The organism is Stieleria tagensis, from assembly GCF_024129865.1.
Classification (GTDB): Bacteria; Planctomycetota; Planctomycetia; order Pirellulales; family Pirellulaceae; genus Stieleria; species Stieleria tagensis.
Genome location: NZ_JAMYFE010000022.1, coordinates 30867 through 56507, shown reverse-complemented (window position 1 = coordinate 56507; position 25641 = coordinate 30867). Strand labels below are relative to the sequence as shown.

The 25641-nt window shown below is 57.3% G+C and carries 18 protein-coding genes; 10 read left to right on the top strand and 8 right to left on the bottom strand.

Features of this window, described 5'->3' with window-relative positions; translation table 11 throughout:
* Nucleotides 1–15 precede the first annotated feature (15 nt).
* Both NHH03_RS03860 and NHH03_RS03855 read left to right on the top strand, forming a co-directional pair.
* Complete coding sequence (locus NHH03_RS03860) at nt 16–1725, top strand: hypothetical protein (protein ID WP_253154426.1); 1710 nt, start codon at nt 16–18, stop codon at nt 1723–1725.
* Between the two features lie 236 nt (nt 1726–1961).
* On the top strand, nt 1962–4331 hold the full coding sequence (locus NHH03_RS03855) for a peroxiredoxin family protein (protein WP_253154425.1): 2370 nt from the start codon (nt 1962–1964) through the stop codon (nt 4329–4331).
* Between the two features lie 286 nt (nt 4332–4617).
* Here NHH03_RS03855 and NHH03_RS03850 read toward each other — a convergent pair whose 3' ends face one another.
* A complete protein-coding gene (locus NHH03_RS03850) occupies nt 4618–6432 on the bottom strand; it encodes a phospho-sugar mutase (protein ID WP_253154424.1) in 1815 nt (604 codons plus the stop codon).
* Between the two features lie 185 nt (nt 6433–6617).
* Between NHH03_RS03850 and glmM the strand changes: the two genes are divergently transcribed.
* A complete protein-coding gene (gene glmM, locus NHH03_RS03845) occupies nt 6618–7970 on the top strand; it encodes a phosphoglucosamine mutase (RefSeq protein WP_253154423.1) in 1353 nt (450 codons plus the stop codon).
* A 78-nt stretch (nt 7971–8048) separates the two neighbouring features.
* Here the strand turns inward: glmM and NHH03_RS03840 are convergent, their stop codons facing one another.
* Nucleotides 8049–8411 (bottom strand): ComEA family DNA-binding protein, encoded by a 363-nt coding sequence (locus tag NHH03_RS03840; RefSeq protein WP_253154422.1) that lies wholly within the window; start codon nt 8409–8411, stop codon nt 8049–8051.
* Between the two features lie 353 nt (nt 8412–8764).
* Between NHH03_RS03840 and nadC the strand changes: the two genes are divergently transcribed.
* Nucleotides 8765–9694, top strand: coding sequence for a carboxylating nicotinate-nucleotide diphosphorylase (gene nadC, locus NHH03_RS03835; protein WP_253154421.1), 930 nt, complete (start codon nt 8765–8767; stop codon nt 9692–9694).
* A gap of 51 nt (nt 9695–9745) precedes the next feature.
* On the top strand, nt 9746–11167 hold the full coding sequence (locus tag NHH03_RS03830) for an undecaprenyl-phosphate glucose phosphotransferase (RefSeq protein WP_253154420.1): 1422 nt from the start codon (nt 9746–9748) through the stop codon (nt 11165–11167).
* 25 nt (nt 11168–11192) lie between these two features.
* On the opposite strand, the gene NHH03_RS03825 is transcribed toward NHH03_RS03830, so the two are convergent.
* Together NHH03_RS03825 and NHH03_RS28100 are read right to left on the bottom strand one after the other, a co-directional pair.
* Nucleotides 11193–11420: a hypothetical protein gene (locus NHH03_RS03825; RefSeq protein ID WP_253154419.1), complete on the bottom strand. Its 228-nt coding sequence runs from the start codon at nt 11418–11420 to the stop codon at nt 11193–11195.
* Entirely contained in the window at nt 11420–15229 is a 3810-nt protein-coding gene (locus NHH03_RS28100; RefSeq protein WP_253154418.1) for a CRTAC1 family protein, read from the bottom strand. Before NHH03_RS28100 ends, NHH03_RS03825 begins: the two co-directional genes overlap by 1 nt.
* Before the next feature lie 186 nt (nt 15230–15415).
* Between NHH03_RS28100 and NHH03_RS03815 the strand changes: the two genes are divergently transcribed.
* Nucleotides 15416–16300 (top strand): fumarylacetoacetate hydrolase family protein, encoded by an 885-nt coding sequence (locus tag NHH03_RS03815; protein WP_253154417.1) that lies wholly within the window; start codon nt 15416–15418, stop codon nt 16298–16300.
* Nucleotides 16301–16308: 8 nt separating this feature from the next.
* Complete coding sequence (locus NHH03_RS03810) at nt 16309–17892, top strand: aldehyde dehydrogenase (NADP(+)) (RefSeq protein WP_253154416.1); 1584 nt, start codon at nt 16309–16311, stop codon at nt 17890–17892.
* A gap of 73 nt (nt 17893–17965) precedes the next feature.
* On the opposite strand, the gene NHH03_RS03805 is transcribed toward NHH03_RS03810, so the two are convergent.
* The 4 genes from NHH03_RS03805 to trpS all read right to left on the bottom strand — a co-directional run bounded on the left by NHH03_RS03805 (nt 17966) and on the right by trpS (nt 21810).
* The gene (locus NHH03_RS03805; RefSeq protein ID WP_253154415.1) at nt 17966–19684 is read right to left on the bottom strand and encodes a FecR domain-containing protein; all 1719 of its coding nucleotides are present in this window, start codon (nt 19682–19684) and stop codon (nt 17966–17968) included.
* Nucleotides 19681–20313, bottom strand: a complete 633-nt coding sequence (locus tag NHH03_RS03800; protein ID WP_253154414.1) for a sigma-70 family RNA polymerase sigma factor — start codon at nt 20311–20313, stop codon at nt 19681–19683. The genes NHH03_RS03805 and NHH03_RS03800 overlap by 4 nt, the downstream gene beginning before the upstream one ends.
* A gap of 71 nt (nt 20314–20384) precedes the next feature.
* Nucleotides 20385–20762 (bottom strand): holo-ACP synthase, encoded by a 378-nt coding sequence (gene acpS / locus NHH03_RS03795; protein ID WP_253154413.1) that lies wholly within the window; start codon nt 20760–20762, stop codon nt 20385–20387.
* 64 nt (nt 20763–20826) lie between these two features.
* Nucleotides 20827–21810: a tryptophan--tRNA ligase gene (gene trpS, locus NHH03_RS03790; protein ID WP_253154412.1), complete on the bottom strand. Its 984-nt coding sequence runs from the start codon at nt 21808–21810 to the stop codon at nt 20827–20829.
* A gap of 219 nt (nt 21811–22029) precedes the next feature.
* Here trpS and NHH03_RS03785 point away from each other — a divergent pair, with 219 nt between their 5' ends.
* The 3 genes from NHH03_RS03785 to NHH03_RS03775 all read left to right on the top strand — a co-directional run bounded on the left by NHH03_RS03785 (nt 22030) and on the right by NHH03_RS03775 (nt 25639).
* Nucleotides 22030–23298, top strand: a complete 1269-nt coding sequence (locus NHH03_RS03785; protein WP_253154411.1) for a TIGR03000 domain-containing protein — start codon at nt 22030–22032, stop codon at nt 23296–23298.
* Nucleotides 23299–23492: 194 nt separating this feature from the next.
* Nucleotides 23493–24338, top strand: a complete 846-nt coding sequence (locus NHH03_RS03780; protein ID WP_253154410.1) for a hypothetical protein — start codon at nt 23493–23495, stop codon at nt 24336–24338.
* 149 nt (nt 24339–24487) lie between these two features.
* Complete coding sequence (locus NHH03_RS03775) at nt 24488–25639, top strand: HTTM domain-containing protein (RefSeq protein WP_253154409.1); 1152 nt, start codon at nt 24488–24490, stop codon at nt 25637–25639.
* Nucleotides 25640–25641 lie beyond the last annotated feature (2 nt).

Genomic DNA, 25641 nt, shown 5'->3' with positions numbered 1-25641 from the left:
ACGAGAACCCTCGCCATGAAATCGCATTCGAAAACCATTCTGTCGCTCGCGCTGAGCACATTGCTGGCTGTTGCGGTGTTGCCGCACACACTGCAGGCCACCGAAGTCACCATTCGAACGCCTGACGGTGCACCCGCGGCAGGCGCCAAGGTTTACCAGACGTTCGTCGAACCCGTCTCGCAAGGTGACATGTACGGCGGCGGCGAGTACGGAGACATGATGATGATGGGAAGCTACGGCATGATGGATTCGATGGGTGGGATGGATGACATGGGAATGGGGATGGAGATGGGCATGGATGGGGGAATGAGCTCGCAGCCTACACCACGACCGACGGAGATCGCATTTCTGGATGGAAAGCCGCTTGTAAAACCGGACGGCCAGTTTTACTCGCACTACGACTGTGACGACGCGGGAAAGCTGGACTTGCCTCCAGATACGCAGCGACAGCAGCGGCGTCCCAGCACGCGCACCCAGGCATCCATGCTGGTCGTCAGCGACTCGGCGATCAGCTTTCTTCCCGCCGGAACCACGCTGAAGCCTGAAATCGAATTGCGCAGCATGGGGAAACTGTTGGTCGAACCGCAGCCTGAGGTGCAAGCCGAGCGCTTCGAAGTGTTGACCTGTTGGCAAAACGGATTCGCTTGGCCCAGTCTGGAACAATTTTCCTACGAAAATCCGAAGGGCCAAGTCCGAGTGGATGAATTTGACTGGCGATTCAAAGCACGGTTTCGTTGGTTTCAAAAGTCTTTGATTGGGGACGTCGTCAATGTGCCACCGGGTGAAGTGCGGGTTACGATCTTGCCGCGTGGCAGTATTGAAAAAGCGATCCAAGAGAGCGCGACCACAACGCCAGCGGAAGCCTTGTTCGAAAAGTTGATTGCAGGCGGTCCCAGTCAGATTGTCGTGGTCGGTGGTTCCAGCGGACTGACCCGGGTTCCGTTTGCACCGCTACGATCACTTTCCTGCAAGCTGTCCGATGACCAAACAGATCATTTGCCGCAGTGGGGCGACCAGCCCGAGGCCAGCTATCGACTGCAGCCTCTCAGCCAACAAGGCATTGGTGCTTTGCAGGCCGAGGAGCTGCCGACGCCGCCGCTGTCGGACCTGAAATCCACGGCAACGTTTTCACGCTACCTGAATAACCAGCGAGCGATGCGGTCATCCTTCCAACCCGCCCGGATGCCTTCGAAATCCTCAGACGCAAGCCTGCATTTTGAATTAATTGCTCCAGGCAACTACGCGGTCAAAAAATTCACTGCCACGACGGACGATGCGGTCTGGATGCCGATCATCAACTGGCAGCAAATGAAAGGCGGTACGGTCTGTGTACTTGGCGAAGGCTCCTCGCAACTCAATCCGGCGGTCATGAAACTCAGTTTGAACCAGCAGGGGCAAATCACAACGTTTCAATCACTGTTTCCATCGGTGGCCGAAAACACAAATTTGAACGATCCCTTCGCCACTCCTGCCACTGTTCCTGCCGCCGCCCCCGCTGTCGATCAACAAGTCGATGTCGTCCGCAAGTTACGACTGGACGTGGAAACAACCATCAAACGTTTGACCGAGCATCGGCTACGACTGTTGCGAATCGAGCAAGCGTTACAGCCCAACCGTCCAGCGGCGGATCCTTTCGGCGGATCGACAGACCCGTTCGGCCCCGACCCGTTTGCCCCCAATCCATTCGGCGACCAAAACTCTGAATCCGATCCATTTGGCCCCTAGCGGTCCATCACGACGTGGCTGGGTTGTTGCTTCAGCGGCGCTGGTGTGGAGGATTTATCCGACTCGGGTACGGGGTTGCTGCGAACAATAAAGCCGGTCGGATAAATCCTCCACACCAACGTGCGGCCGGCTAACGATCTCGAAAATAGGTGACGCGTCGGTTTGCAGAGAATGGACTACAATGCCTGACTTCTGCATCCTCCCGCCTGTTCCGTCCCCGCCTAAAAAATCGATTCATGCCCGCGATTCGCACTCTGCTCGGCGTCGTCCTGGCACTCTGCCCGGTGACCGCATTGGTTGCCGCTTCCCCCGGAAATTCGCCCGAAAATTCGTCCGGCGATCCCAGCCAGGAATCTGCCGATGCGGTCGACGCGGGGCACAGCTATCACGGCGAAGCCTTCAACGAGGGACCGCGCCAAGCTGCGGTGCTGATGCCGGGGATGGCTGCGATTGAATTCCCCACGTCGACTAAATCCGAGCTCGCCCAACTGTTCATCGAACAGGGCATCGCGCAGCTGCACGGATTTTGGTACCTGGAAGCCGAACGCTCGTTCCGCCAAGCCGCCAACGAAGATCCGGAGCTGGCGATCGCGTACTGGGGAATGGCGATGGCAAACGTCAATAATTCCGAGCGTGCCCGCGGGTTCATTGATCAAGCCAAAGAAAAATCCAAGTCGAACACTTCGAAGCGCGAAAAGCTATACATCGACGCGCTGGAACGCTACCTGCCGAAGGCCAAGGATGATGACGAGTCATCCGACAAGGCTGACGAAAAAGAGGCGGACAAACAGAAGGAAGCGGAGCGGGAACAAAAGACCAAACGCGGCGAGCGGTACATCGCCGACTTGGAGAAAATCCTGTACGAACACCCCGACGACCTGGAAGCCAAAGCGTTCCTGGTTGTCCAGATCTGGATGGGCGATCGAGAGGGAGTCAAACTGACCAGCCGGTATGCCGTCGAAGCGCTGTTAAAAGAAATCTTTGCCGTCAATCCGGATCACCCCGCGCACCACTATCGAATCCACTTGTGGGATTCCGCTCGTCCGGAAAACGCGCTCGAGTCGGCCGCAAAATCGGGGCCCTCCAGTCCCGGTATCGCTCACATGTGGCACATGCCCGGCCACATCTATTCGAAACTGAAACGTTACGGCGACGCGGCGTGGCAACAGGAAGCCTCGGCGCGCGTGGATCACTCGCACATGATCGAGACTCGGTTGATGCCCGATCAGATCCATAACTTTGCCCACAACAATGAATGGTTGGTGCGGAATTTAAATCACATCGGTCGGGTCTCCGATGCGATCGACCTGGCAAAAAACCTGGTCTCGCTGCCACAGCATCCGCGCTACAACTCGATAGAAAAACGAGGCAGCCACAAGTTTGGTCGCCAACGGCTGCTGCAAACATTGACACGCTACGCTCTCTGGCAACAGGTGATCGACGAGATCAATGGTGGTGATTTACCGCCCACCGATCACAAGGCGACGCAGCGCGATGAACTGGGATGGCTGGGGGTGGCCCAGTTTCTGACCGGCGACAAACACGCGGGTGCAAAAACGCTGCGTCAATTGCAACGTCAGCGGATTGAGATGCAGACCCAATTGTTGGACGATGCCGAACGCGTCGCCGATGCGTCCGACGTAGACCAGGATCAAACGGACGACGAGACAGATCCGGTCAAACGAGTGGATCGCAAAGCCATCCAGAAGGACATCGAGTCACTGCGTGGGATCATCGCGCGGGTGGCCGCGTCGGCTGCGACAGCACGCAAGGACACCGCCGCACTAAAGTCACGGTTGAAGGACGCCAAATTGGACGCGAGCATGGAGGCGATCTGGTTGGCCGAGGCCGGCGATTTGGATGCCGCCATCAAATCCGCTGAGCGCGGCGTCAAAGACGGCCCCGATCAAGTTCAACCGTTGGCGGTGTTGGTGGACCTGTTGTGGCGTGACAAACAAACCGAAACCGCCCAAAAGCGTTTTTCCGAACTCCGCAAGCTGGCATCACAGGCGGATCTCGACACACCGTTGCTGGCGAAACTGTCCGAGGTCGCCAAGTCGGTTGACGCCGATGAAGACTGGCGGATTGTGCCACCGGCGGCAGACGATTTAGGGGCACGGCCGCCGCTGGATCAACTGGGCCCGTTTCGCTGGCAACCGTATCAAGCAGATTCCTGGCAAGCCCGAACGGCGGACGGCCAATTGGTCCAAAGCAGCGAGCTGACGTCGCGTCCCAAGCTGATGATTTTCTATCTGGGATTCGGTTGCCTGCACTGTATCGAGCAGTTGCATGAATTCGACCCCCACTTCGAAGCGTTTCGCGACGCCGGGATCGATATCGTCGCCATCAGTAGTGAATCAGCCGACGAACTTGCCACCGGGTTGGAGGACTTTGAAAAGAAACTGAATATCCCGTTGTACAGTGACGGTGATCAGCAGGTTTTCAAGTCCTATCGCTGTTGGGACGACTTTGAATCGCAACCACTCCACGGCACCTTTCTGGTCGACGGTCAAGGCCGCGTGCGCTGGCAAGACATCAGCTATGAACCATTCAAGGACGTCCAGTTCTTGTTGAAAGAATCGAAACGCTTGCTGCAACAGAAGTGACGTTTTGATCGCAACCCGACGCGTCAGTTTTGAAGCCATCGCTTTCGCCTGAGTCATTGTTTTTTGGTAACCCGACGCGTCACTTCAACGGCGCTGGTGTGGAGGATTCATCCGACTCGAGTGAGGGTTTTCGACGAAGAATCAGGCCGGTCGGATAAATCCTCCACATCAACTAGCGACCGGCTAATTAAATCAACAGCCCGGTCGGGTTACCATAAAAGCGCAACTTCAAAACTCACGCATCGGGTTACCGTGAAAGCGCAACTTCAAAACTGCGTGATTCGGTTTAGCTATGGTCTTTGGCAAAGGCTCGCATGTCGGCTTCGAGTGATTCAAGCCGCGCGTTCAATTTTGCCTTGGCGGCATCCAAGTCCTGTGACTGGTCCGTCGACAGTTTCGTGAACACGTACAGTTTGATCTTGGGCTCCGTTCCACTCGGTCGAACCGCGACATAGTTTCCTTCTTCATCCAAATCCAAGATGATCAGATTGCCGACCGGGTCACCCAGCGGTGATTGCCGTCCGCTGGCGGTGTCGGTCAGGGTGCTGTTGAGGTAATCGCGAATTTGCGTCACTGCGATGCCGGCGACGGAGGCCGGCGGGGTTTCGCGAAACGCTTTCATCAGCCGTTGCATTGCCGCCATCCCCTCGCTGCCTTCCATCACCAGACTGATCATGTATTCCTGGTGGAAACCGTGCTGGCGATACAGATCGGCCAAGTGGTCGTGCATGGAGATGCCACGCTGTTTCAAATCCGCCGCCAATTCGCTCATCAACATGCAGGCGACCGCGCCGTCTTTGTCACGGCAGTATTGGCCGACCAAATAGCCATGCGACTCCTCGGTTCCGAAGACAAATTTCTCCGGTCCATTTTCATCCATCGTGGCGGCGATGAATTTAAACCCGACCAGCAAATCACCGATGCATTTGACGTCGTACGCGGTCGCGATGCGGCGAATCAGTTCGGTCGTGACCAGTGTTTTGACGACGTAGTGGTCGCTGGACAATGTTCCCGCAGCGGCTCGCTTGCTGAGGATGAAATCGGCCAACAAGGCACCAATTTGGTTTCCGGAGAACGTGCCCCATTGGCCAGCCGAGTCGGTGGTCAGGGGCGCGGCGACACCCAGGCGATCGCAATCTGGGTCCGTTGCCATGATCAGATCGAATCCATTGGCTTTGGCGTATTCGATCGGTGCGTCAAAGACCTGTTTATTTTCCGGATTGGAAACGTGACCGGGAACGTTGGGGAAATCCCCGCTGCGTTCTTCGTGCGGTCCGTAGACTTCGACGTCGTTGAAACCGTCTTTGGCCAGCAGCGGCATGACCGCGGCGGCGCCCACGCCGTGCAGGGGAGAATACAAAATCTTGACGTCACGTGGCCCGGAAAACGCCTGGGCGCTGGTGACCTCCAAAAACGCTTGGTCGATTTCTTCGGTGACTATTTCGACCTTGCCATCGGCAAGTGCCTGGTCGAACGGGACGCAGCGAATTTCCTGGCAGCTCATCACTCGGTCGATGATGGCTTTGTCGTGCGGCGGCAAGACCTGTGCACCGCTGGACCAATAGACTTTGACGGCGTTGTCGCTGGGCGGATTGTGGCTGGCCGTGACCATGATCCCACAGTCACAGTTCTTGTAACGCACCGCGTAGGACAATTGTGGTGTGGCGCGGTAGTCATCCAGGAAATAAACTTTGAACCCCGCTGCGACCATGATCCCCGCGCACAGTTCGGCAAAATGGCGTGATTTGTGACGTGTGTCATAGGCAATCGCACAGGACAACTGTTTTTGGCCTTTGTGGTAATCGACCACATAATCCGCCAGACCTTGAGCGCTTTCGCCGATGGTGCGATCATTGATCGCGTTGGATCCGATCGGGTACATCCGCCCCCGCCGCCCGCCGGTGCCGAACGGAATGATGGTCCAAAACGCGTCGTCAAGCGGCTGCCACTTTTGATCGGCGATCTGGTCGGCGACTTGATCGCGGTATTCGGCATAGCGTGGTTCGGTCAACCAGCGTTCAATGTTCTCGACGGCCGTTTCGCTTAGTTTTCCATCGGTTGCGGCCTGCTTGGCAGCGGCGAGTGCATCGGTGGCGTTCATCAAGGATTTGCCTGTTGAGAAGAAGGGAGTTGGCGAAAGAGGTCGTGTTGTCGAACTCGGAGCAAGTGATTCTATTTGCTCGACAGCAAACTCTGCAACGACCGGTTGATTTCTATCGATTGCAGGGCGATGTTCAATCTTTACTTCACGCACACTTTTTCGTTCCAGTCTAGGAAATCGATCGGATGAGCAAACTGATTATCAGCGTCAGTGGTCTGCGCGGGATTGTCGGCGAAACACTGACCCCGGTCGTCGCCAGCAGTTTTGTCGCTGCGTTTGCATCCCAATTGCCCGCCGGGAAAATCATCGTCGGCCGTGACGGACGCAGTAGCGGACCGATGCTGAGGGATGCGATTGTGGCTACGTTGCGGGCGTGTGGCCGTGAAGTCGTTGATGTCGATGTCGCCGCCACGCCGACCATCGGTGTGCTGGTCAAACACCTGGGAGCGGCCGGAGCCGTGCAGATATCCGCCAGCCACAATCCGCCGCCCTACAACGGTATCAAATTGTTCGGCGGCGACGGGCGTGTGCTCGATGCGATCACGGGGGCCAAAATCCGCGACGCCTATCTGGGGTCGGTTGCGGCCTGGTGCTCGTTTGATCAAATCGGCACCGCGCTGGAATATGAAGACCCGCATGCACCGCACCTGCAAGCCGTCCTGAAAACGGTCGATGTCGATGCGATTCGCAAGGCGAAACACAAAGTCCTGATCGATAGCAATCATGGCGCCGGATCGATCTTGGGCATTCGCTTGTTGCTGGAACTCGGTTGTGAAATCACGTCACTGGGCGAAACCCCGGATGGCCAATTTTCCCACGTCCCCGAACCGACCGCGGAGAATCTGACGGGGGTGGCCGAAAAAGTCCGTCAGATGAATTGTGGTGTCGGTTTTTGCCAGGACCCCGATGCCGACCGATTGGCACTGATCGACGCCGACGGACGCTACATCGGCGAAGAGTACACGCTGGCACTGTGCGTCCAACATGCGCTGTCCTGTGGTACCACCCGCGGCCCGATTGTGATTAACGGAGCGACCAGCGGCATGAGCGAGCGACTTGCCAAGCAGGCCGGCGTGACGGCCTATCGCAGCGCGGTGGGGGAAGCCAATGTGGCGGATAAGATGATCGCTGAAGAAGCAACCTATGGTGGCGAAGGCAACGGCGGGCCCATCGACCCGCGCGTCGGCTACGTTCGCGATAGCTTCGTCGGGATGGCTCAAGTCCTGGATCTGATGACCAAGACCGGGAAATCACTTGCCGAGCTCGCCGATGCGTTGCCCAAGTTGGCGATTCGTAAAGACAAAGCGGCGGTGTCGACCGATGGGCTGCCGGAACTGTTCGCAAAGCTCTGTCAGGCCTATCCGGATGCCACGGTTGACCAAAGTGATGGCCTGCGTTTGGCCTGGCCCGATCGCTGGTTGCTGGTCCGTGGCAGCAATACCGAACCGATCGTGCGGATGATCGCCGAAGCGGAATCGGAAAGCGAAGCCCAACGGCTGTGTGACTCGGCCAAGGCCATGATTGTTCCAAGCGAATAGCCGTACGGCGTTCACGGCGGCTCTTGCCATCAGCGGGGCTTGAACATTGGCGGGATCCGCTACGGCGAACACCGTCAGTCACTGTTCCACAAAACAGTAGGGCGCGAGTGCTTCGATGGTTTTGGGGCCGACGCCGGGAACGCGTGCCAAGTCTTCCAGCGAAGTGAATGCGCCGTGCTGTTGCCGATTGGCGATGATCTGCCCGGCGGTCTTGGCACCGATCCCGGGCATCAACGTCAGTTCACGTTCGCCAGCCCGGTTCAAATCGAGTTGCAATTCCGCTCGCTCGGGATGTTGTTGAAGCGATGAAGTGTCACCGCGAGCAGACCACCAGGCAGCAAGACAAAGCGCCGCGATCGCAGACGTAGCAACCCAGCGCGTGGCCTGTTGCACGCGGGGGTTGAGGAGCGCCGGTAGCCGTTCGTTTTCCGGTGAATTCATTTCGAACTTTCGACGCCCAATCGGTCACGCCGCCTTGGACGTCGCCAATCTATCGCGTTACAGTTTGTCAGTGCACGCTCATGGTACGGGATTCACGATCGTTTGCGACCATCGGTGGAGTCGAAGAAGCACTGATGGTAACCCGAAGCTGACGCGGGAGTGTTGATGTTGCACTCTGAGGGTAACCCGACGCGTCAGCGAGGGATTTCGCTTGTTGGACAGGATCCCTCGCTGACGCGTCGGGTTACCATAAAACAATGCCTCACCCAAAATCGCATCTGCTAACCGCGTCGGCCTGTTCGCCTAAGCCCTTGCCGTCCCCCATTCATTGACCCACGTGATCCGCCAACGCCATGCAAGACTACGTTACCGTCACCGCTGATTCCGCTTTGGAAAATGACGTCCGCCTGTTGATCCGGTTGGCGATTGCCGAAGACCTAAGTGATGCGGTCGATTGGACCAGCGTCTGTTTGATTGATGACGACCGCGTTGGTGGCTGCCAAATCACACCGCGGCAACCTGGGGTCTGTGCCGGGTTGGCGACGCTGCCCTGGATCGTGGACGAATTTGACGCCGACCTAGAACTGGAACGGCTGTGCCAAGACGGCCAACCGTTGGTACCCGGTCAGCCGATCGCGCGGCTGCGTGGTAACGCCCGAGATCTGTTGACCAGCGAACGCATCGTGTTGAACGTGCTGTGTCGATTGTGTGGCATCGCGACGGATGTCAAGACCTACGTCGATGCGATCGCCGGTTCGGGGGCCCATGTCTATGACACTCGCAAGACCACGCCGGGCTGGCGGTTGCTGGAAAAATACGCGGTCAGCTGCGGTGGCGGACGGAACCATCGCCGCGGACTGTACGACGGGTTTCTGATCAAAGACAACCATTTGCAATTGGGCGGAATCGGTGCACAAGCGATGGCACCGAGCGTGGCGGCTGAAAAAGCATTGAAGTGGCGGGGCGGCCAAGTCGAACGGATGACGGCGCCGGCAATCGTTGAAATCGAAGTCGACTCGCTGGACCAATTGCGGGATGTGTTGCCCGTCGGCCCTGACATTATCTTGATCGACAATTTCACGCTCGATCAAATCCGCGACGCGGTGCAGTTACGTGACGAATTGAACCCAGCGGTGCAGCTGGAAGTGTCGGGAAACGTCAAGATCGACACAATTGCTGCGATCGCCGCAACCGGCGTTGAACGAATCAGCAGTGGGGCTTTGACCCACCAAGCCACCTGGTTGGACCTGGGACTCGATTGGTTTGACGCTGCAGCGACCTAGGGTTTACGTGACCACCCTACGTACGTTCACCCGCTGTCGCCTGTTTGTTCCATGCAAGACCGCACTTTTGAAAAGCGATCAGCCATCGCTGCGGAACGCCGGGCATTGGACCTGTTGCAACCAGCCCTGGACGCAGCCGGTATCTTGGGCTCATTAGCGATCGTCAAATTTGTTGCCCGCGGCGGTATCGACGATGCCGCCCTGGTGTTGGGTCTGCTGGCGGCCATCATCTTTTTGATCCTGTCGAAAATCACGGGGTTGGCAAAAACCAGTGATCGTGGGAATGCCAATCATGAGATCGTGGCGATCGTCTTGACCTGGTGCATGACCGTGATGTTGCTGGCGGTGATCGGATTTGCCACACGTTATGCAGGAGGGTTTGCCCGCAGCGTGATGTTTGCCTGGATTGTGCTGGCACCGATGTTCGTGGCGTTGTCGCGAATGAACATTCGAATCGTTCAGCAATCTGCCATTCGCCGTGGCTATGGAACACGGCGTGTTGCGATCGCCGGGATGAACGCGTTGGGCCGCCAGACACTGGCCAATATCGAAGGCGATCCGGCACTTGGCTATCGCAGTGTCGGATACTTTGACGATCGTGTCGAAGATCGTCCCACAACCGAGTCCAATGAAACAGAGACACTCGCGGGGAACCTGGCAGATCTGGTTCAGCGCTGTCGCGACGGCCAGATCGACACGGTCATGGTCACGTTGCCGATGCGCGCCGAAGACCGGATTCGCTATCTGTTTGACCAACTGAGTGATACGACGGTGTCGGTCTATATCGTGCCGGACTTTTTCGTTTTCGAATTGCTGCATTCACGTTGGACCAACGTCGGTGGGTTACCAGCGGTCAGCGTGTTCGAAAACCCGCTGTTTGGCGTCGATGGAATGTTCAAACGAGCCACCGATTTTGCCTTGGCGTTTACCGGACTGGTGGTCATCGCGATACCGATGACGTTGATCGCAATCGCAATCAAACTGACCAGCAAAGGCCCGGTGTTCTTTCGCCAGCGACGCTACGGCCTGGATGGCAAAGAGATCTTGGTGTGGAAATTTCGCTCGATGCGAACCTGCGACAACGGCGCAACGGTCAAGCAGGCAACCAAGGGTGATCCCCGGATCACACCGCTGGGCGGTCTATTGCGAAAGACTAGTTTGGACGAATTGCCACAACTGTTTAACGTCATCGAAGGCACGATGTCATTGGTCGGACCGCGCCCGCACGCCACCGCGCACAACGAGCAGTACCGTGGACTGATTCACGGCTACATGCTGCGACACAAAGTCAAACCGGGGATCACCGGATTGGCCCAGGTCAACGGTTGCCGCGGCGAGACCGAGACGATCGACAAGATGGAAAAGCGAGTCCAGTGGGACCACCAATACATCCGCCGCTGGTCACTGTGGCTGGACCTGAAAATTTTGGTGAAAACCTTGCTCGTGGTTTGGAAACAAGACACCGCGTATTGAGCCCCTTTCCGTGGATCACAGATGATCAGGGCGACTCGGCGGCATTCTCTTCCTCTGGTTCCACGACGCCATCGGCGATGATTTCGGTGGGGGCTTCGCTGCCCTTGTTCAAGTTCAAATACGCCAGAAATCCGATCACCGGCAACATCGCAAAAACGAACACCAACAGGGTGGCGTTCAACAGCGATGGAGAGTTTGACGTGGGGTGACGGCGCGGTGCATCGTCGTTCGGATTGGGTTCGGAATCAGTCATCAGTTAAGTTCACCGGGGTGCCAGAATGCACGGAACGATTGGCGGCGTTGCAGCGATTTTTCATTGAGTCGACGGACGGATTCAAATCGCTCGGCCGATTCGGCTGTCGGAGGATACGAGCTCATGTCGCGGATCGGAAGCGGACCGATGGATTGACCGGTCAACGTGTTCAAATCAGCGTCTTTGTCCCAGCCCACACAGTGTAGGATGAAGTCGCGTTTCCAACCCGCCGGTGGGGCTTTTTCTGGAGCATCAAAACGCATTCGAATTTCGTCGCCGCCACTGATCACCACCATCGAATCATCCCAAGATTTCAACGCATCGGTGCAGGGGCCAAACTGAGTCATCAGCCCTCGCAGCGGCGGCCATTTGGGTGACAGTTCGGATTGCTGATAGTCATAGGTTTCCGGCGCACTGGGGTGCGGTTTGCTGCGTTTGGAATAACCGTGAAAAGCGACTTCGGCTTCTCGCAGCGGCACGTTCTGTGTCATGACCGGGGACGGTTGATCCTGGATCGCCAGTGATGCCGAATCCCAGTAAATCTGTGCGCTGGTGCGGACCCGCAGACGAGGATCGGCGGCATCGATCTGGTCGCTGACATCCACCACGATGGTTTTGGTTTTCCCGCCCGGAAATCCCATGAAGGGAATCGCGTTCCGCCAGCCCGAATCGCTGTTGGCATCGGGAACCCAAACCGACGGAAATTCAATCGCCGGCAATTCGGGATTCTGGTCAATCTGGATATTCAGCGATGTATCGGTCGGCAAGATCCAACCGCGAAGCACAAGGTAGACGGATGCGTTTTTGGTGGTTGCAAGTTGATCTCGCACCGCGTCACCAAAGTCCATATCGATCCAGTGCGGTGGACAGAGTCCCTGGCGGATTCGCCGGTCGAATCCCTGAACGTATTGTTCGTCTGAATGCGACAACCGCTCGGTGACATCATCACCCACAGTGTCATTGGCCGTTTCAACGGCATACAGATCGTCGGGGGCAAACGAGAAGATCGTCGGCGTGGCCAGGTTCGGTGGCCCCACTTTTTCATTGGAAAAGACTTGTACATCCGCGGGGTGATCCACTGCCATCAGCTCGATCTTGTCGACATAGGCCACTTCCCAAAGCTCTTCGGTCATCCGGAGTTCATAGCTACCGTCGGGCCGTGGGCGAACCAGATCACCGTCAATTTTTAGATATTCCCAGGGCCGATCTTTCTGTACCACGCCCGCGGCGACCTGCAGTCCCAGCGGCGCGGCCCACAAACAATCGGTGACGAACGCGAACTTCTCGCCATCCCAACTGTACAGATACGGGCAGGACCCTTTGAGTGTCTGTTCCTCTTCGACCACCGAGTCGATTTCGGGATGTCGAATGGTTTGTGTCAAACCGTTGGGCATGATCACGCGAATGCTATCGGCGACGTCGAAACCATCCATGCCAAAATGGGTTTGGGGACTGGTCACAATGCGACTGCGATAGTGTGGTCCGAATCGCAATTCCAACACCGAACCGATGGCATAGTGGTTGACTCGTCCGCTGGCCGCGGCATTGTCAGCAATCCCTTTGAAACGGACGGAAACCTGATGGAGTTTGTCGTCGATCGAATTGATCCCAACAGCAATGTGTTGCTCAGCGACAGAAACCAAGTCCATCTTTCCATCGGCATCAAAGTCCACTGCTGCGGCGTCTTGCGAAAGCGGCAACGTGGGCTGGTCCTGCAGCGGTTGGATGCCTGCTGGTCCTAACCGAACGGCCGCATCGGCAGCGACCAATTCGAAATACGAATCGTTGTCAAAATCCGCCAGGACGGGCCGGGTGGCAAAACCATCGGCCGTGTCGACGTGGTCCACCGTCCAAACACCGATGTCGGCCGAATTGCCAAACGCGATCAACGTTTGCTCGTCAGACGCCGCGATCACGTCCCAGCCGACGTTGCCATCAACATCCTCCACGGCCAAAAACAGTTGCTCGGGCGCCGCTCCGATCGGCAGCGCCGGCACGGCGTCCAGATAGCGAAATCGAAACTGTAGGTGCAGCAAGTTTTCCAAGATTCCGACACGGCCCGAAGAGGCGTGGATCGTCAGAATGTCCAGATCCAAATCACGGTCCAAATCGGCGATCGCCATCTGCACCACGGCGTCGTCTGGGGCGACGGTGCTGGTGGCGACAACGGCTTCGAAAAAGGTCCGATTGCCGCGGTTGATGAACGTTCGCAGTGGCCCCGTTTTCGGCGCGGCGACCAAATCCAAATCGCCGTCGCCTTCCAGGTCACCCGCAATGACCGCTGCGACCGCCGGCAAATCTTCCAATCCGGTCTTGTCCGACAACAGAGTGAGACGTTGATCTTCGGCGGTTTCCGCACGCGTGTCGATCTGCGCCAACTGAATTCCAAATTCTCCGTACAGCACCAATCCGGGCAACGTGTTGTGTCGCACCTTCATCGAATACTCACTGCGATCGCCGTCGGTGTCGCCGTCGGTGTCGCCGTCGGATTCGCCGCTCTTGCGCAGCCGTCCTGAATCACTGCTATCAACCATGAACAGATCGGCAGCAATCATCCCGGCCGGCGCGATCTGCATGGCGAGACTGGCCTGCTGTTTCCAGCTGTCGTCTTGCCGAGTCCAAAGTTGCAGTTGGTTGTCGGTTGTCACACTGATCAAGTCAGCGTCCAAATCCAGGTCGCTATCGATGGCGAGCACGTGACGGATGTTGCTGCCAATTTCCTGGCGATCAAACGTTAGACTTTGAGTGTTCTGTGGAACAGGATTCTGTTTCGCAATCTGTGCACTCAAGCGGCGGACCGTGTCAAAATTCAACCGGTCCAATGGGTGTGGTGAAGTCCGCCTGCGATCGGTGCGCAAAATTTCCAACGGGCCCAAAACGTTGGACCACAGCACAAACGACTGTTCGGCTTTTGCCCAATCGGCGGACTCAATCGCTTGGCTGATTTGATCGCTCAGTTGCTGGGGTGTCAGACCGATCGGTTTGGTGTAGGCCGCCAACGTCGGCTCGACCGCTTGCGCCAAATTCCAACTGCGTTGGACCAACTGCGTTGCCGAGGCATCTTGTTCGTCGATCGCCAATCGCAGCGCTCGTAGTGCCAAAAACAGGTTGTCCGGATTCTGATCGGACAGGCGGCGCAGTGCTGCGGCCGCGGGCGTCTGCACATTTGCCGGCAAACCATCGATCGGATCAGACATTTTTTCCAAGAGGTCCACCAACGGTCCACCCAAGACGATGGCAGCGGGGTTTTCCCCCAGTGGGCCTTGGATCGCCGTGGTCAAACGGGCGAACAAATCGCGTCGTAGCGATTTGCTGATCGTGGTCCCCAACAACGTGGCTTCATGTGCGTCGACGCGGCTTTCCAACCATTGCCCGGTCACTTCATCACCGGACAGTGATTGATAGTTTTTCACGCTTGTGCGGGCCGCTTCGATGGCGTCGGCCAGCAATCGTCTGGCGGCTTTTTTTTCGTCTGCGGTTTTCACCGCATCAGTCGCCGTCGCGGTCAACTGATCGACACGCAGCACGGCATTGAGAGCCTGGTTGAGTGCTACCGAGGGGTCTTTGGGAAACGTTTTGGCCAGATCGCTCCACAATGCTGCGGCCTGCTGTGGTTCCAGATTCTCGGTTGCCGCCAAAGCCGACTTGATTTTCAACAGCTGGGCCTCGGATTCACCGCCGGACGTTTGCGTGGTACCGTTTCCGTTGCTCGCTGCATCACTCGGTGGCTTTTTTTTGCTGCCGCAGCCGGTCAGCAGGATGACCGAGAGTGCCAGCATGCCGTACCGGATTGCCGAGATCCCGGTCACCGGCCGCCTGGTACGTCGCCACGTTGGCGACTGGAGTCGGGCAGGTGCCGCATGATGACGCGTTGATTTTCCAGATTTTCGGCAGCACGGCATTTCGTGATCGCGGTCGCTGGTCAGCGAACTCGGTTCAAACGCATTCACCTGGGACACCATCGGTGTGAGATCGTTTTTAGACGGATTGAATCTATGAAAGTAGCAAAATTTTTAGACCGTTCCGACTCCGTACGCGTCGGACTGGTCGAACAAGACCAATTAATTCCACTGACGATGACGGCCGGCCACAGTAGTTTGGCTGATTTGATCGCTGCCGAAAATCCAGTAGCCGCGCTGGAGAGTTTACAGCGAGAATCGCCGATTGCGATCGATTCGACGATTCGTTGGTTGCCGCCGATCGACCACCAAGAAATCTGGGCCGCCGGAGTCACCTATAAACGCAGCCAAACGGCGCGGATGGAAGAATCGGAAGCCGCCGCGTCCTGCTATGACCGAGTTTACAACGCCGATCGTCCAGAGTTGTTCTTCAAAGCCACTCCCCATCGCGTGTCCGGCCACGGCCAACCGCTGCGGATCCGTAGCGATGCCACATGGAACGTGCCCGAGCCGGAAATCACACTTGTCTTGAGCCCTACCATGAAGATCGTCGGGCTGACGGTCGGCAACGACATGAGCTCGCGCGACATCGAAGGTGAAAACCCGCTGTATCTGCCTCAGGCCAAGTGTTACGACCAATGTGCCGGTTTAGGCCCGTGGGTGGCGTTTTTCGATTCATTGCCTTCGCCCCAGTCGTTGGGTGTCGATTTGAAGATCCAACGTGACGGTCAAGTCGTGTTCGACCAGCAAACATCCGGCGATCAGATGGCTCGCAGCTTTGACGACTTGGTCAGCTGGCTGGCCAAAGACAATTCGTTTCCCAATGGCGCGTTTTTGATGACCGGCACCGGAATTGTTCCCACCAGTGACTTCACCCTTCACCCCGGTGACATCGTCCAGATCACCATTGATGGCGTCGGCACACTCAGCAATCCGATCGTCCAAGGCCCCACACACCCATCTACACCACTCGAAATTTAATCTTAGACATGACTGCAAAAGTTCTCATCGCTGGTTCATGGCGCGACGCCGATTCGGTCGGCAGCTTTCAAGCCACCAACCCGAACACCAACCAAAAACTGCCCGCCGAATTCCCGATCAGCTCGTGGGCCGATTGCGACGCCGCGTTGGACGCCGCCGCCGCAGCAGCACGTGAGATGCGGACGTTGCCAGCGGCCAAGATCGCTGAGTTTCTGGACGTCTATGCCGATAAAATTGATGCCGCCAAAGAATCGCTCGTGGAATCGGCGCACGCTGAAACCGGGCTGGCAAAATCACCTCGCCTAGCTGACGGCGAATTGCCTCGCACCAGCGGCCAATTGCGATCGGCCGCCGCGGCCTGTCGCAGCGGTGATTGGGCACTGGCCACCATCGACACCGCCTCGGGCATTCGATCGTGCTACGAATCATTGGGCCCGGTGTGCGTGTTTGGCCCCAACAATTTCCCGTTTGCGTTTGGTTCAGTTTCCGGAGGCGATTTCGCTGCTGCGATTGCCGCCGGTAACCCCGTGATCGGCAAAGCCAACAGCTCACATCCGGAAACCACACGATTGTTTGCCGAACTGGCGCTCGCCGCTGCGGAACAAACTGGGATGCCGACATCGATCGTGCAATTGATCTATCGCACCGGGCACGCCGACGGCGAACGCTTGGTCGCTGATCCACGCGTCGGCGCGACCGGGTACACCGGCAGCCGCTCCGCCGGACTGAAACTAAAATCCGCCGCGGATGCTGCGGGCAAACCGATCTATTTGGAATTGTCCAGTGTCAATCCGGTCGTTGTTCTGCCCCAAGCCTTGGAATCTCGCGGTGCCGAAATTGTCGACGAGTTTGCCGGCAGTGCGCTGATGGGCACAGGCCAGTTTTGCACCAACCCCGGTGTGGTCGTGTTGGTCAAAGGGAAAGCTGCGGACACGTTTATCGAATCGGTCAAAGATCGCTTCGCAACCTCGCCGGCGGGAACGCTATTGTCGCCTGCAGTGGCGGGCAGCTTGAAATCGAGCGTCAGCACGCTCTGCGATTTTGGCGCTGAACTGCTGACCGGCGGCGGTGAACTGGAATCCGATCGCTGTGCGATGGCCAATACGTTATTGAAAGCCACCGGGAATCAGTTCTTATCGGATCCGGAAGGATTTCAAACCGAAGCGTTCGGCAATGCGTCATTGATCATCGTCGCCGACGACGTCGACCAAGTTTGCCAAGTCATCGCCAGCCTCGAAGGCAATCTGACCGGATGTATCTACAGCGATCCCGCGGGCGGTGACGATGCGGACTATGACCGTGTCGCGTTCGAATTGACGCCCAAGGTGGGACGGGTGTTGAACGATAAGATGCCGACCGGTGTGGCCGTCTCGGCGGCAATGAACCACGGCGGTCCCTATCCGGCCACCGGGCACCCCGGTTTCACCGCCGTCGGCGTCCCCGCATCGCTGATCCGATTTGCCAAACTGACCAGCTATGACAACGTTCGCCCGAGTCGATTGCCGGCGCTGTTGACCGATAAAAATCTGACCGGCCAAACACCGCGTCGCATCGATGGTGTCTGGACCACCGACGACGTCCCGGCCAGCTAAGTTCCGGTCCTATTCCCTCGCTGACAGGGCTGTTGAAAAGGATTGTGGGTTTCGCCTCGGTTTGATCGCAACGTTAGCGACCGAGTTCAGGGAATCCGGCCACGACCACGGGGTCGATCAGATGGCGGTCGTCTTGAGCGTCTTGGATGAACAATCCGGTCACTGAATCACCCACGGCAACACCCAGTTGTGATAAATCAATGCCGACAGCCAGTGCATGGAATTGGCTGGGAAGTGGACGTACCGACTCGATCGGCAAGTGAGTCAATTGGTCGTAGGAGCGCGGCGGTAACTGCAATCCGCCCAACGAAATCGAATCGACGAGCAACGATTCAGACGACGTCAAATCCAAATCAAAGCGACGGATCGTTTGCGTGCGGGTAGCGGCCGAGCTTGGCAGCGGCAAAACGTGAAAGGCGTCGCCACCGGCAGGATTGGTTTTCATTTGAATCTCCATCAACAGCACGTCCGGGCCGTCGCCATTGATCACCGGTCGATCGAACTCGATTGCCAGTCCGGGTGTGATAGTCGACGATTGTGGGCCGATCTGTGGTTGCTGCTGAAGCGGTTCCGATGATCCGCCGGGGTTGATCACTCCGGTGGTCAATAACCAATCGGCCAAGCCGTCGACATAGTGCACCGCGGATTGATCGGTGTAGGTGCCGTCGATCAACAGATTCTGATTGGAAATGTGGTCTTCCAAATCGCTGGTGCGAAACGATCTCACCCGGGATCCGATCAATTCGGAGGTGTTGTAGGTGAATAAGCGTCCGCCCCGCTGGACCGATACGTCGGTCAACTGCCGCGCGCGACCATTGTCGCCATTGAGTGCGCTGTAGCGAACGATTCGATCGGGCAGCCCGCCGCGATAAATTTGATTCTGATCCAGGACAGCACCCGGTGCCAGAACGTCTTGAAAACTAAAGCGTTGGCTTTGTTCGCCGGTCAACCGCACGCCGGCAGCAAATTCGACTTTCGAGCCCGCGGAGAGACGCTTGCCAAACACCTCGGCTGCGCCTTCGACCACTGTCACTTGAGAATCCGACGACTCGTCGACGTCGACGACAAACCGTGTGCCCAAATCAACGATGCGACTGGTCGGTGTCTCCACTCGGAATCCTTCGGCACCGTCGGGAGCGTGTACCGAACAACGGCCGATATCAATCGCAATGGCGTCATCGGAAACGATCCGGAACAAGGCCGGCGATTCAATCACGGTCGATGCGCCGGATTCAAACCCGATCTCGACGATGCCGGCGTTTAGGGCATAGTCCGTTTCGAGTTGCAGCAGCGAATCGATCGGCGGAGTCAATTGGCCAAAAAAGACAGCTTCGGACGCGCTTCGCAGCCGCGCACTGGACAACGGTTGCGTCGCCGATGGCTGGACCGATGCCGTGGCAGACTGTTGACGCTGGATCGAATCGTTGCGTCCGCGCTCGCTGATCCAGAGCGCAAAAAACAGCGACGCGGCACAGGACAGTGCGATCAGCATCCAACTTCGAAATCGCTGATCGCTGGGCCGGTCATCGGACGCAGTGACCCGATCGACGGTCGGCCGGTCCAGGCTGGGCAGGTTGACATCAGGTTGCCCCGATAACGCCCGCAGCCCGCCATCCACATCCAGTCGGCGGAAATACAAATGCATCGCGGTCGATGATTGACGCAACCAATCTTGCAGCTGGCGATGTTCTGCATCACTGATGGTTTCTTGTTCCAGACGATCGATCAACTGGTGCAGTTCGTCCCGTTGCTGTTTCGAAAGTTCTCCGTCGTTGATCGGATGGTTGCTCATTGGGTGTCTCCCCACTGTGTATTGTTATCAGCCAGCGTAGTGGCATCCGCCAGTCGTCGATCGACACATTCGGCCAATCGGCGTCGCAACAGACTTAGACGGTTGAAAATCGTTTGAATGGATCGACCAATTGACTTGGCGATTTCGTCACAGGCGTAACCTTGTTGGTAAAACGCGTCGATCAGCTCGCGGTCTTTGGCACGCAGTCCCAACAAGCAAGCCTGCAAGGCTTCGTCGCGGCCGGTTTCTCGTTGCAATTGCTGTGATCGAGCGGTTGCGATTGTTTCAATCAGGTCGGCGTCAAACTGCAGTCGATCCCGAGCGGCGAGACGCACGAAATTACGAACTTCGTAATAGGCAATGCCGCTGGCCCAGGGGAAAAAGGGACGCTCGCGATCGTACTGATCAAATTTGTCCCAAGCCAACAAACTGCAGCGTTGGAAGACGTCTTCGGCGTCACAATGATTCGGCAGCATCGCGCGAATGTAGCCGAACAGTCGATCCCGATCGGCCAGGAACAACGTCAAAAATTCGGCATAGTGTTCGTGTGACGGATCCACGATTCTCGCAGGGGACAGACGGGTGGCGAGGCGGGCGAATGGGGACGCAGCGGAAGTGTGTCGATGCATTCACTAGATCGTCGGCGGGCGCGACAAACCTACCGAAAAAAAGAGACCGATTTGATGCACCACCCAGGCGTCTACGATTCCGCGATTACATAGGCGACCGCGTGTGTACGGCATGCCGACAGACTGAGGTGCAGCTGTTCGATTTCGTTTTCGGTCGCGCACTGCAATGCGTTCCCGGACAACAGGATCTCATGCCCGGATCCGGGCCGCACGATGACTTCGATTTCGTTCCAGCGGACGCCGCGTTTGCGACAGTGCAGCGCTTTCATCACCGCTTCCTTTGCAGCCCAGCGGGTGGCAAAGTGGCCCGGTGCGTCGGCGGTCTGGACGCAGTAATCGATTTCGTCGGCTGTGTAGACGCGTTCGAGGAATTGTTCCCCGTGCGTTTCAATCATTTTGGCAATGCGAACCGTTTCAACGATTTCGGTGCCCGTTGCGACGATCGACATGGTGGTTGGGTTTCCCGGCGACAAGCGACGGCCGCAACGTGCAGCCGTCGATGAACCCTGTATCTTACTTCAGTCCGCAGGCCTGTTGGGCGCGCAGCAAGACGCCGGCGGCGACATTCCGGGCGCGTTCGGCGCCGGCCTGTAAAACAGCGTGGACATGGTCCAAATTTTGCTCCAGGTCCACCCGTCGGGCACGCGCATCGGCAAAGTACGCCTCGCTCTCTTCGGCAATGGCTTTTTTGACTTCGCCATAGCCGAATCCGCCGCGAAGATACATCGCCGCCATTTCCTCGCGTTTGCCGGCATCGGCGAACAGCGAGTACAAATCGTACAAATGATCCCCCTGCGGCTGCTTGGGGTCCTCCATGGGCCGGCTGTCGGTTGTGATCCGCATGATTTGCTTGCGAATTTTTTTGACCTCGCCAAACAACGGCAGCACGTTGTCGTAGCTCTTGCTCATTTTTTCGCCGTCGGTACCGGGGACTTTGGCGCTATCGTCCAACACGTTGGCTTTTGGCATCACAAAGGTGTCACCAAATTGATGATTGAACCGGCCGGCAACATCGCGACAGACCTCGATGTGCTGGACCTGATCGGCACCGACAGGCACTAATTCGCTGTCATAGGCCAAGATGTCGGCCGCTTGCAGGACGGGATAGGTGAACAACCCGGCATCGGCAGGGATGCCTTTGTCGACTTTTTCTTTGTACGCCACACAGCGCTGCAACAGCCCCATCGGTGTGCCGCTCAGCAGGACCCAGCACAATTCGCTGACTTCGGGCACATCAGATTGCACGAACAGCGTCGCTTTGTCCGGATCCAAACCCAGTGCGAGCAGGTCCAGGGCAATGTCCAGTACATTTTGACGCAGTTGGTCGGCGTCGCGGATCGTCGTTAGGGCATGCAAATTTGCAATGAAGTAGAACCCGTCGTTCTGTTCTTGCAGGTCAATGTACTGACGGATCGCGCCAAAGTAGTTGCCCCAGTGGGGGCGGCCGGTGGGTTGAATCCCCGAAAGAACTCGTTTCGGTTTAGCGGCATCAGCCATCGCGGGGGGTCCGTCATAGGGGGCAAAGAGAACAAAAAGCCGATCGGCGGCTGGATTGTGTTCGATCGGCTAACTTCTTTGAAGAGTGCCTACCAAAATGCCCTAGTCCTCAAATTTTACCTTAACTGCTTGATCGTCCCATCCTGACCGCTATCCTAGCCCAATAGAGCCGGGGAGTCCGGCATCCTCATTAAGCGAGATCGGAGGGATTTCACAACCATGACGCGTATTCGATTTTCGGTCTGTTTGACAGCACTTTTAGCCGCAGGCGGCTTTTCCAATCCTGTGACCGCGGGCGGTTCGTCCGGCGGATCATCGGGTGGCTATGCCAGTTCAGGCGGTAGTAGTGGAGGTGCGGCCGCACTCTACTATTCGGCTTCCTCGGGGGGCAGCTACGGTTCATCTGGCGGCTACGGTAGCAGCGGCGGTTATGCCAGCAGCGGCGGATCGACGGGAGACCGCGTCGGCCCACTGCGACATCTGGCTGCCAAAATTCACGCCCATCACGAGGCTCGTCGCGACGCTCGCCAAGCTCGCCATGCAGCCCGTTACGCCGCCCGTTATGCCAGTAGCGGCGGATCCTACGGCAGCAGTGGCGGCTCGTCCGGTGGCAGCAGCGGTGGGCAAATGACGTCGTATTATTCGCCCAGCAGTGGCGGCAGTAGCGGCGGATCATCCGGTGGCAGCAGTGGTGGCAGCAGCGGCGGCAGCTATTCCGCGTCGATGTCGAACTACTCGGTTCCCTTGTCCCGCTATCGCTCGGCCGGCAGCACCGCGAGTTCGGTGGCCGCCAGCAAGGAACGTTCGAATTCGATTTCGATCGTCGGTTACGAATCATCCAAAATTCAGTCGTCGTACCGTCAGTACACACCGCTGAAAGAAGCTGATTCGACGGCTCGCTACGAGTCGGCGAAACCGGCCATCGATGATGACGCGGCCTTGTTGACCGTTGCCGTTCCCAGCGACGATGCGACAGTCACCGTCAACGGTCACGAAACGACCAGCGAAGGTGCGGTCCGTCAATTCATGTCCCGTGGTTTGAAGTCAGGCTACCTTTACACCTATGTGGTCAAGGTCACCTACGATTACGACGGACAACAGAAATCGGAAAGCCGCGAAGTGAAATTGCGTCCCGGTGACAACGAGCGTGTGGTGTTTGAATCGCCCGCCAGTGACCAACCGGCCGCATCTGAACTGTCGTCGGTCAACGCCGAAGCCGACCAAGCTCCGGTGACCGTGGTCAAAATCCACGTGCCCGCCGATGCCGTGGTCAGCCTGGCTGGCAACGAAACCAGCGGCAGCGGAACCCTGCGTACGTTCCGTACGACTCAGCTGAAGTCCGGCGACCATTGGAGCGACTACACCGTGCGTGTGACCGCCGAAATCAATGGCCAAAAGATCAGCCGCGAACGTGTGATCAATGTCGAAGCCGGCAGCTTTAACGAGCTGACGTTTGATTTCGATCCATCAGCTGTTGCCAAACGTTAGTTTTCGGCACTCAGCAGATCCTATCCAACCGCTTGTTCGGAGCTTTCCGGCAGGCGGTTTTTTTATTGCAGATTCAGCAAGTGATTTCCGCCCGCTCCCTACACATTCGATACGCCGAAGTTAATCTGTGTGATGCGGAGGATTGACCGACCGTTTGGCTACCTGATTCGTTACCTAAGTTCTGTATTTGTTCGATGTCGAAACGACACAGCGGCTCTGCCCGCGATCGCAAAAACGACTCTGACAATCCCGCGGTCGAATCAGGCATCGATGCCCTCGGATTTCAAAATTCGCGACTCAAATGGATCATCAGTGGGCTGATTCTGTTTCATTTGTTCGCCGTGGTCTTGCCACCGTTGGCCTTTCAAACGACCAATGCCAGTGGCCGATCACCACTGGTCGGCAACCTGCTGCGACCTTTCGAAGGCTATGCGCAGTTCATGCACATGGATCGAGGCTACGCGTTTTTTGCACCGGACCCCGGCCCGAGTCGCTTGATCCAAGCCGCGCGGACCGCCGCCGACGGCAGTGTGACCGAGCAGATGTATCCGGACCGTGACGATCAATGGCCGCGATTGCTGTATCACCGCCATTTTATGCTGAGTGAATACCTGAGCCAGATTTATTGGCCGCCCGGGCCGCCGGTGGATCTGTTCGAGATTGATCCGGTCGAAGCACAGCGCTGGCAGCAAGGCCGCGGGCTGTACGAATATGTCCGGCAGTCGATGATCGACCATTTGAAGACTGAAAATGAAGGGCGCGAAGTCGCAATTCGCCGTCTGGAACATGTGCTGATGACCCGCGAAGACTTCTTGGCCGAACCGATTCCACTGGACGATCCTCGGCTTTACAACGTGTTGGTCGACCAACCATTGTTCTCCGACGCGATCGCACCCGCGGAGGACACCGAAATCATTCCCTCGCCGGGCGTGCAAAACAACGCCGCTGCTGCTGGCGACGATGCTGCTGGCGATGGCAAAGCTGGCGATGGCAACGTCAGCGATGGCGCGGGTGTTGGCGATGATGGGGAGTCGAACTGATGACTCGATCTGCAATCACTGGTTCCGAGAGTATGAGTACGAGTACGGGTAGCACGCAGGGGCTGACGGTGTCGGATCGGGCTACTGATTCTTATCTTGATTCTGTGCTTCGATTGGTCGGGTATTGGGACCGATTTTGGTTCACTCCGATGCGACCGCATACTCTGTGCGTGCTGCGGATTTTGGCCGGTGCGATGCTGTTGTATTGCCATTTGGTGTTGGCCACCGATCTATCGGCATTCGTCGGCGCCGACGCTTGGATCAACAACGACATGGCGCGTCAGTTACACGATGGTGCGTTTGGCGTGAGCGATTGGGCCCGCAGTTACCTGTGGTATTTCAATCATCCCACATCGGTGGTGATCCATCACGGGTTCACGCTGGCCGTCACGGCGATGTTCATGATCGGTTATGCCACTCGGATCACCGCCCCCTTGGCGTTGTTGCTGCAACTGATGTATTTGCATCGGTTGACCGGGGCGCTGTTTGGTCTGGATCAGATCGTGACTTACGCCACGATGTATCTGGCACTGACACCCTGCGGCAGTTGTTTTTCGGTGGACGCAAAACTGGCGCGGCGCTGGGCGGATAAACGCAAAGCGTCCGCGTTTTGGCGGTTCATGTTGCCGGACGATTCTCCCAGCGTGGCGGCCACGATTGGCACCCGACTGCTGCAGTTGCACCTGTGTGTGATCTACCTGTTTGGCGGATTAGCAAAATCACGTGGCGTGACCTGGTGGGATGGAACCGCGGTCTGGTACGCCGTTGCCAACTATGAATACCAATCGCTAGACATGACCTGGATGGCTCGCTACCCCGCCATCATTTCGGCACTATCCAATGCCACGTTGTTCTGGGAGGTTTTCTACTGTGCACTTGTCTGGCCGCGGATCACGCGGCCGTTCGTGTTGGCGGTCGCCGTCGGCGTGCATGCATCGATCGCGTTGTTTCTAGGCATGGCAACGTTCGGATTGATGATGATCTTTGCCAACGGAATTTTTCTGGCGCCGGCCTGGTTTCAATCCCGGCAGCAACGCTTGCTCGACCAAACCGAACCAACACTTTCCGATCCCGATCCTGAAGCGGATCAGGATGCTCTGGATCATCAAAAACTGCGTGATCGACGCGACAAGGTGGGGCAGGCGGCATCACGCGTCAAACGCCGTTATCGCGCGCTGAAAAAACGCGAGGAAAAGTACGAACAGCGGGTTGCGCAGTTGCGCGAACAGGAAGACAAGATCAAGCGGATCGTACGCAAACGCCGGGAAAGGAATGGTTCCGGAGAGCGTGACGGCGACTGACG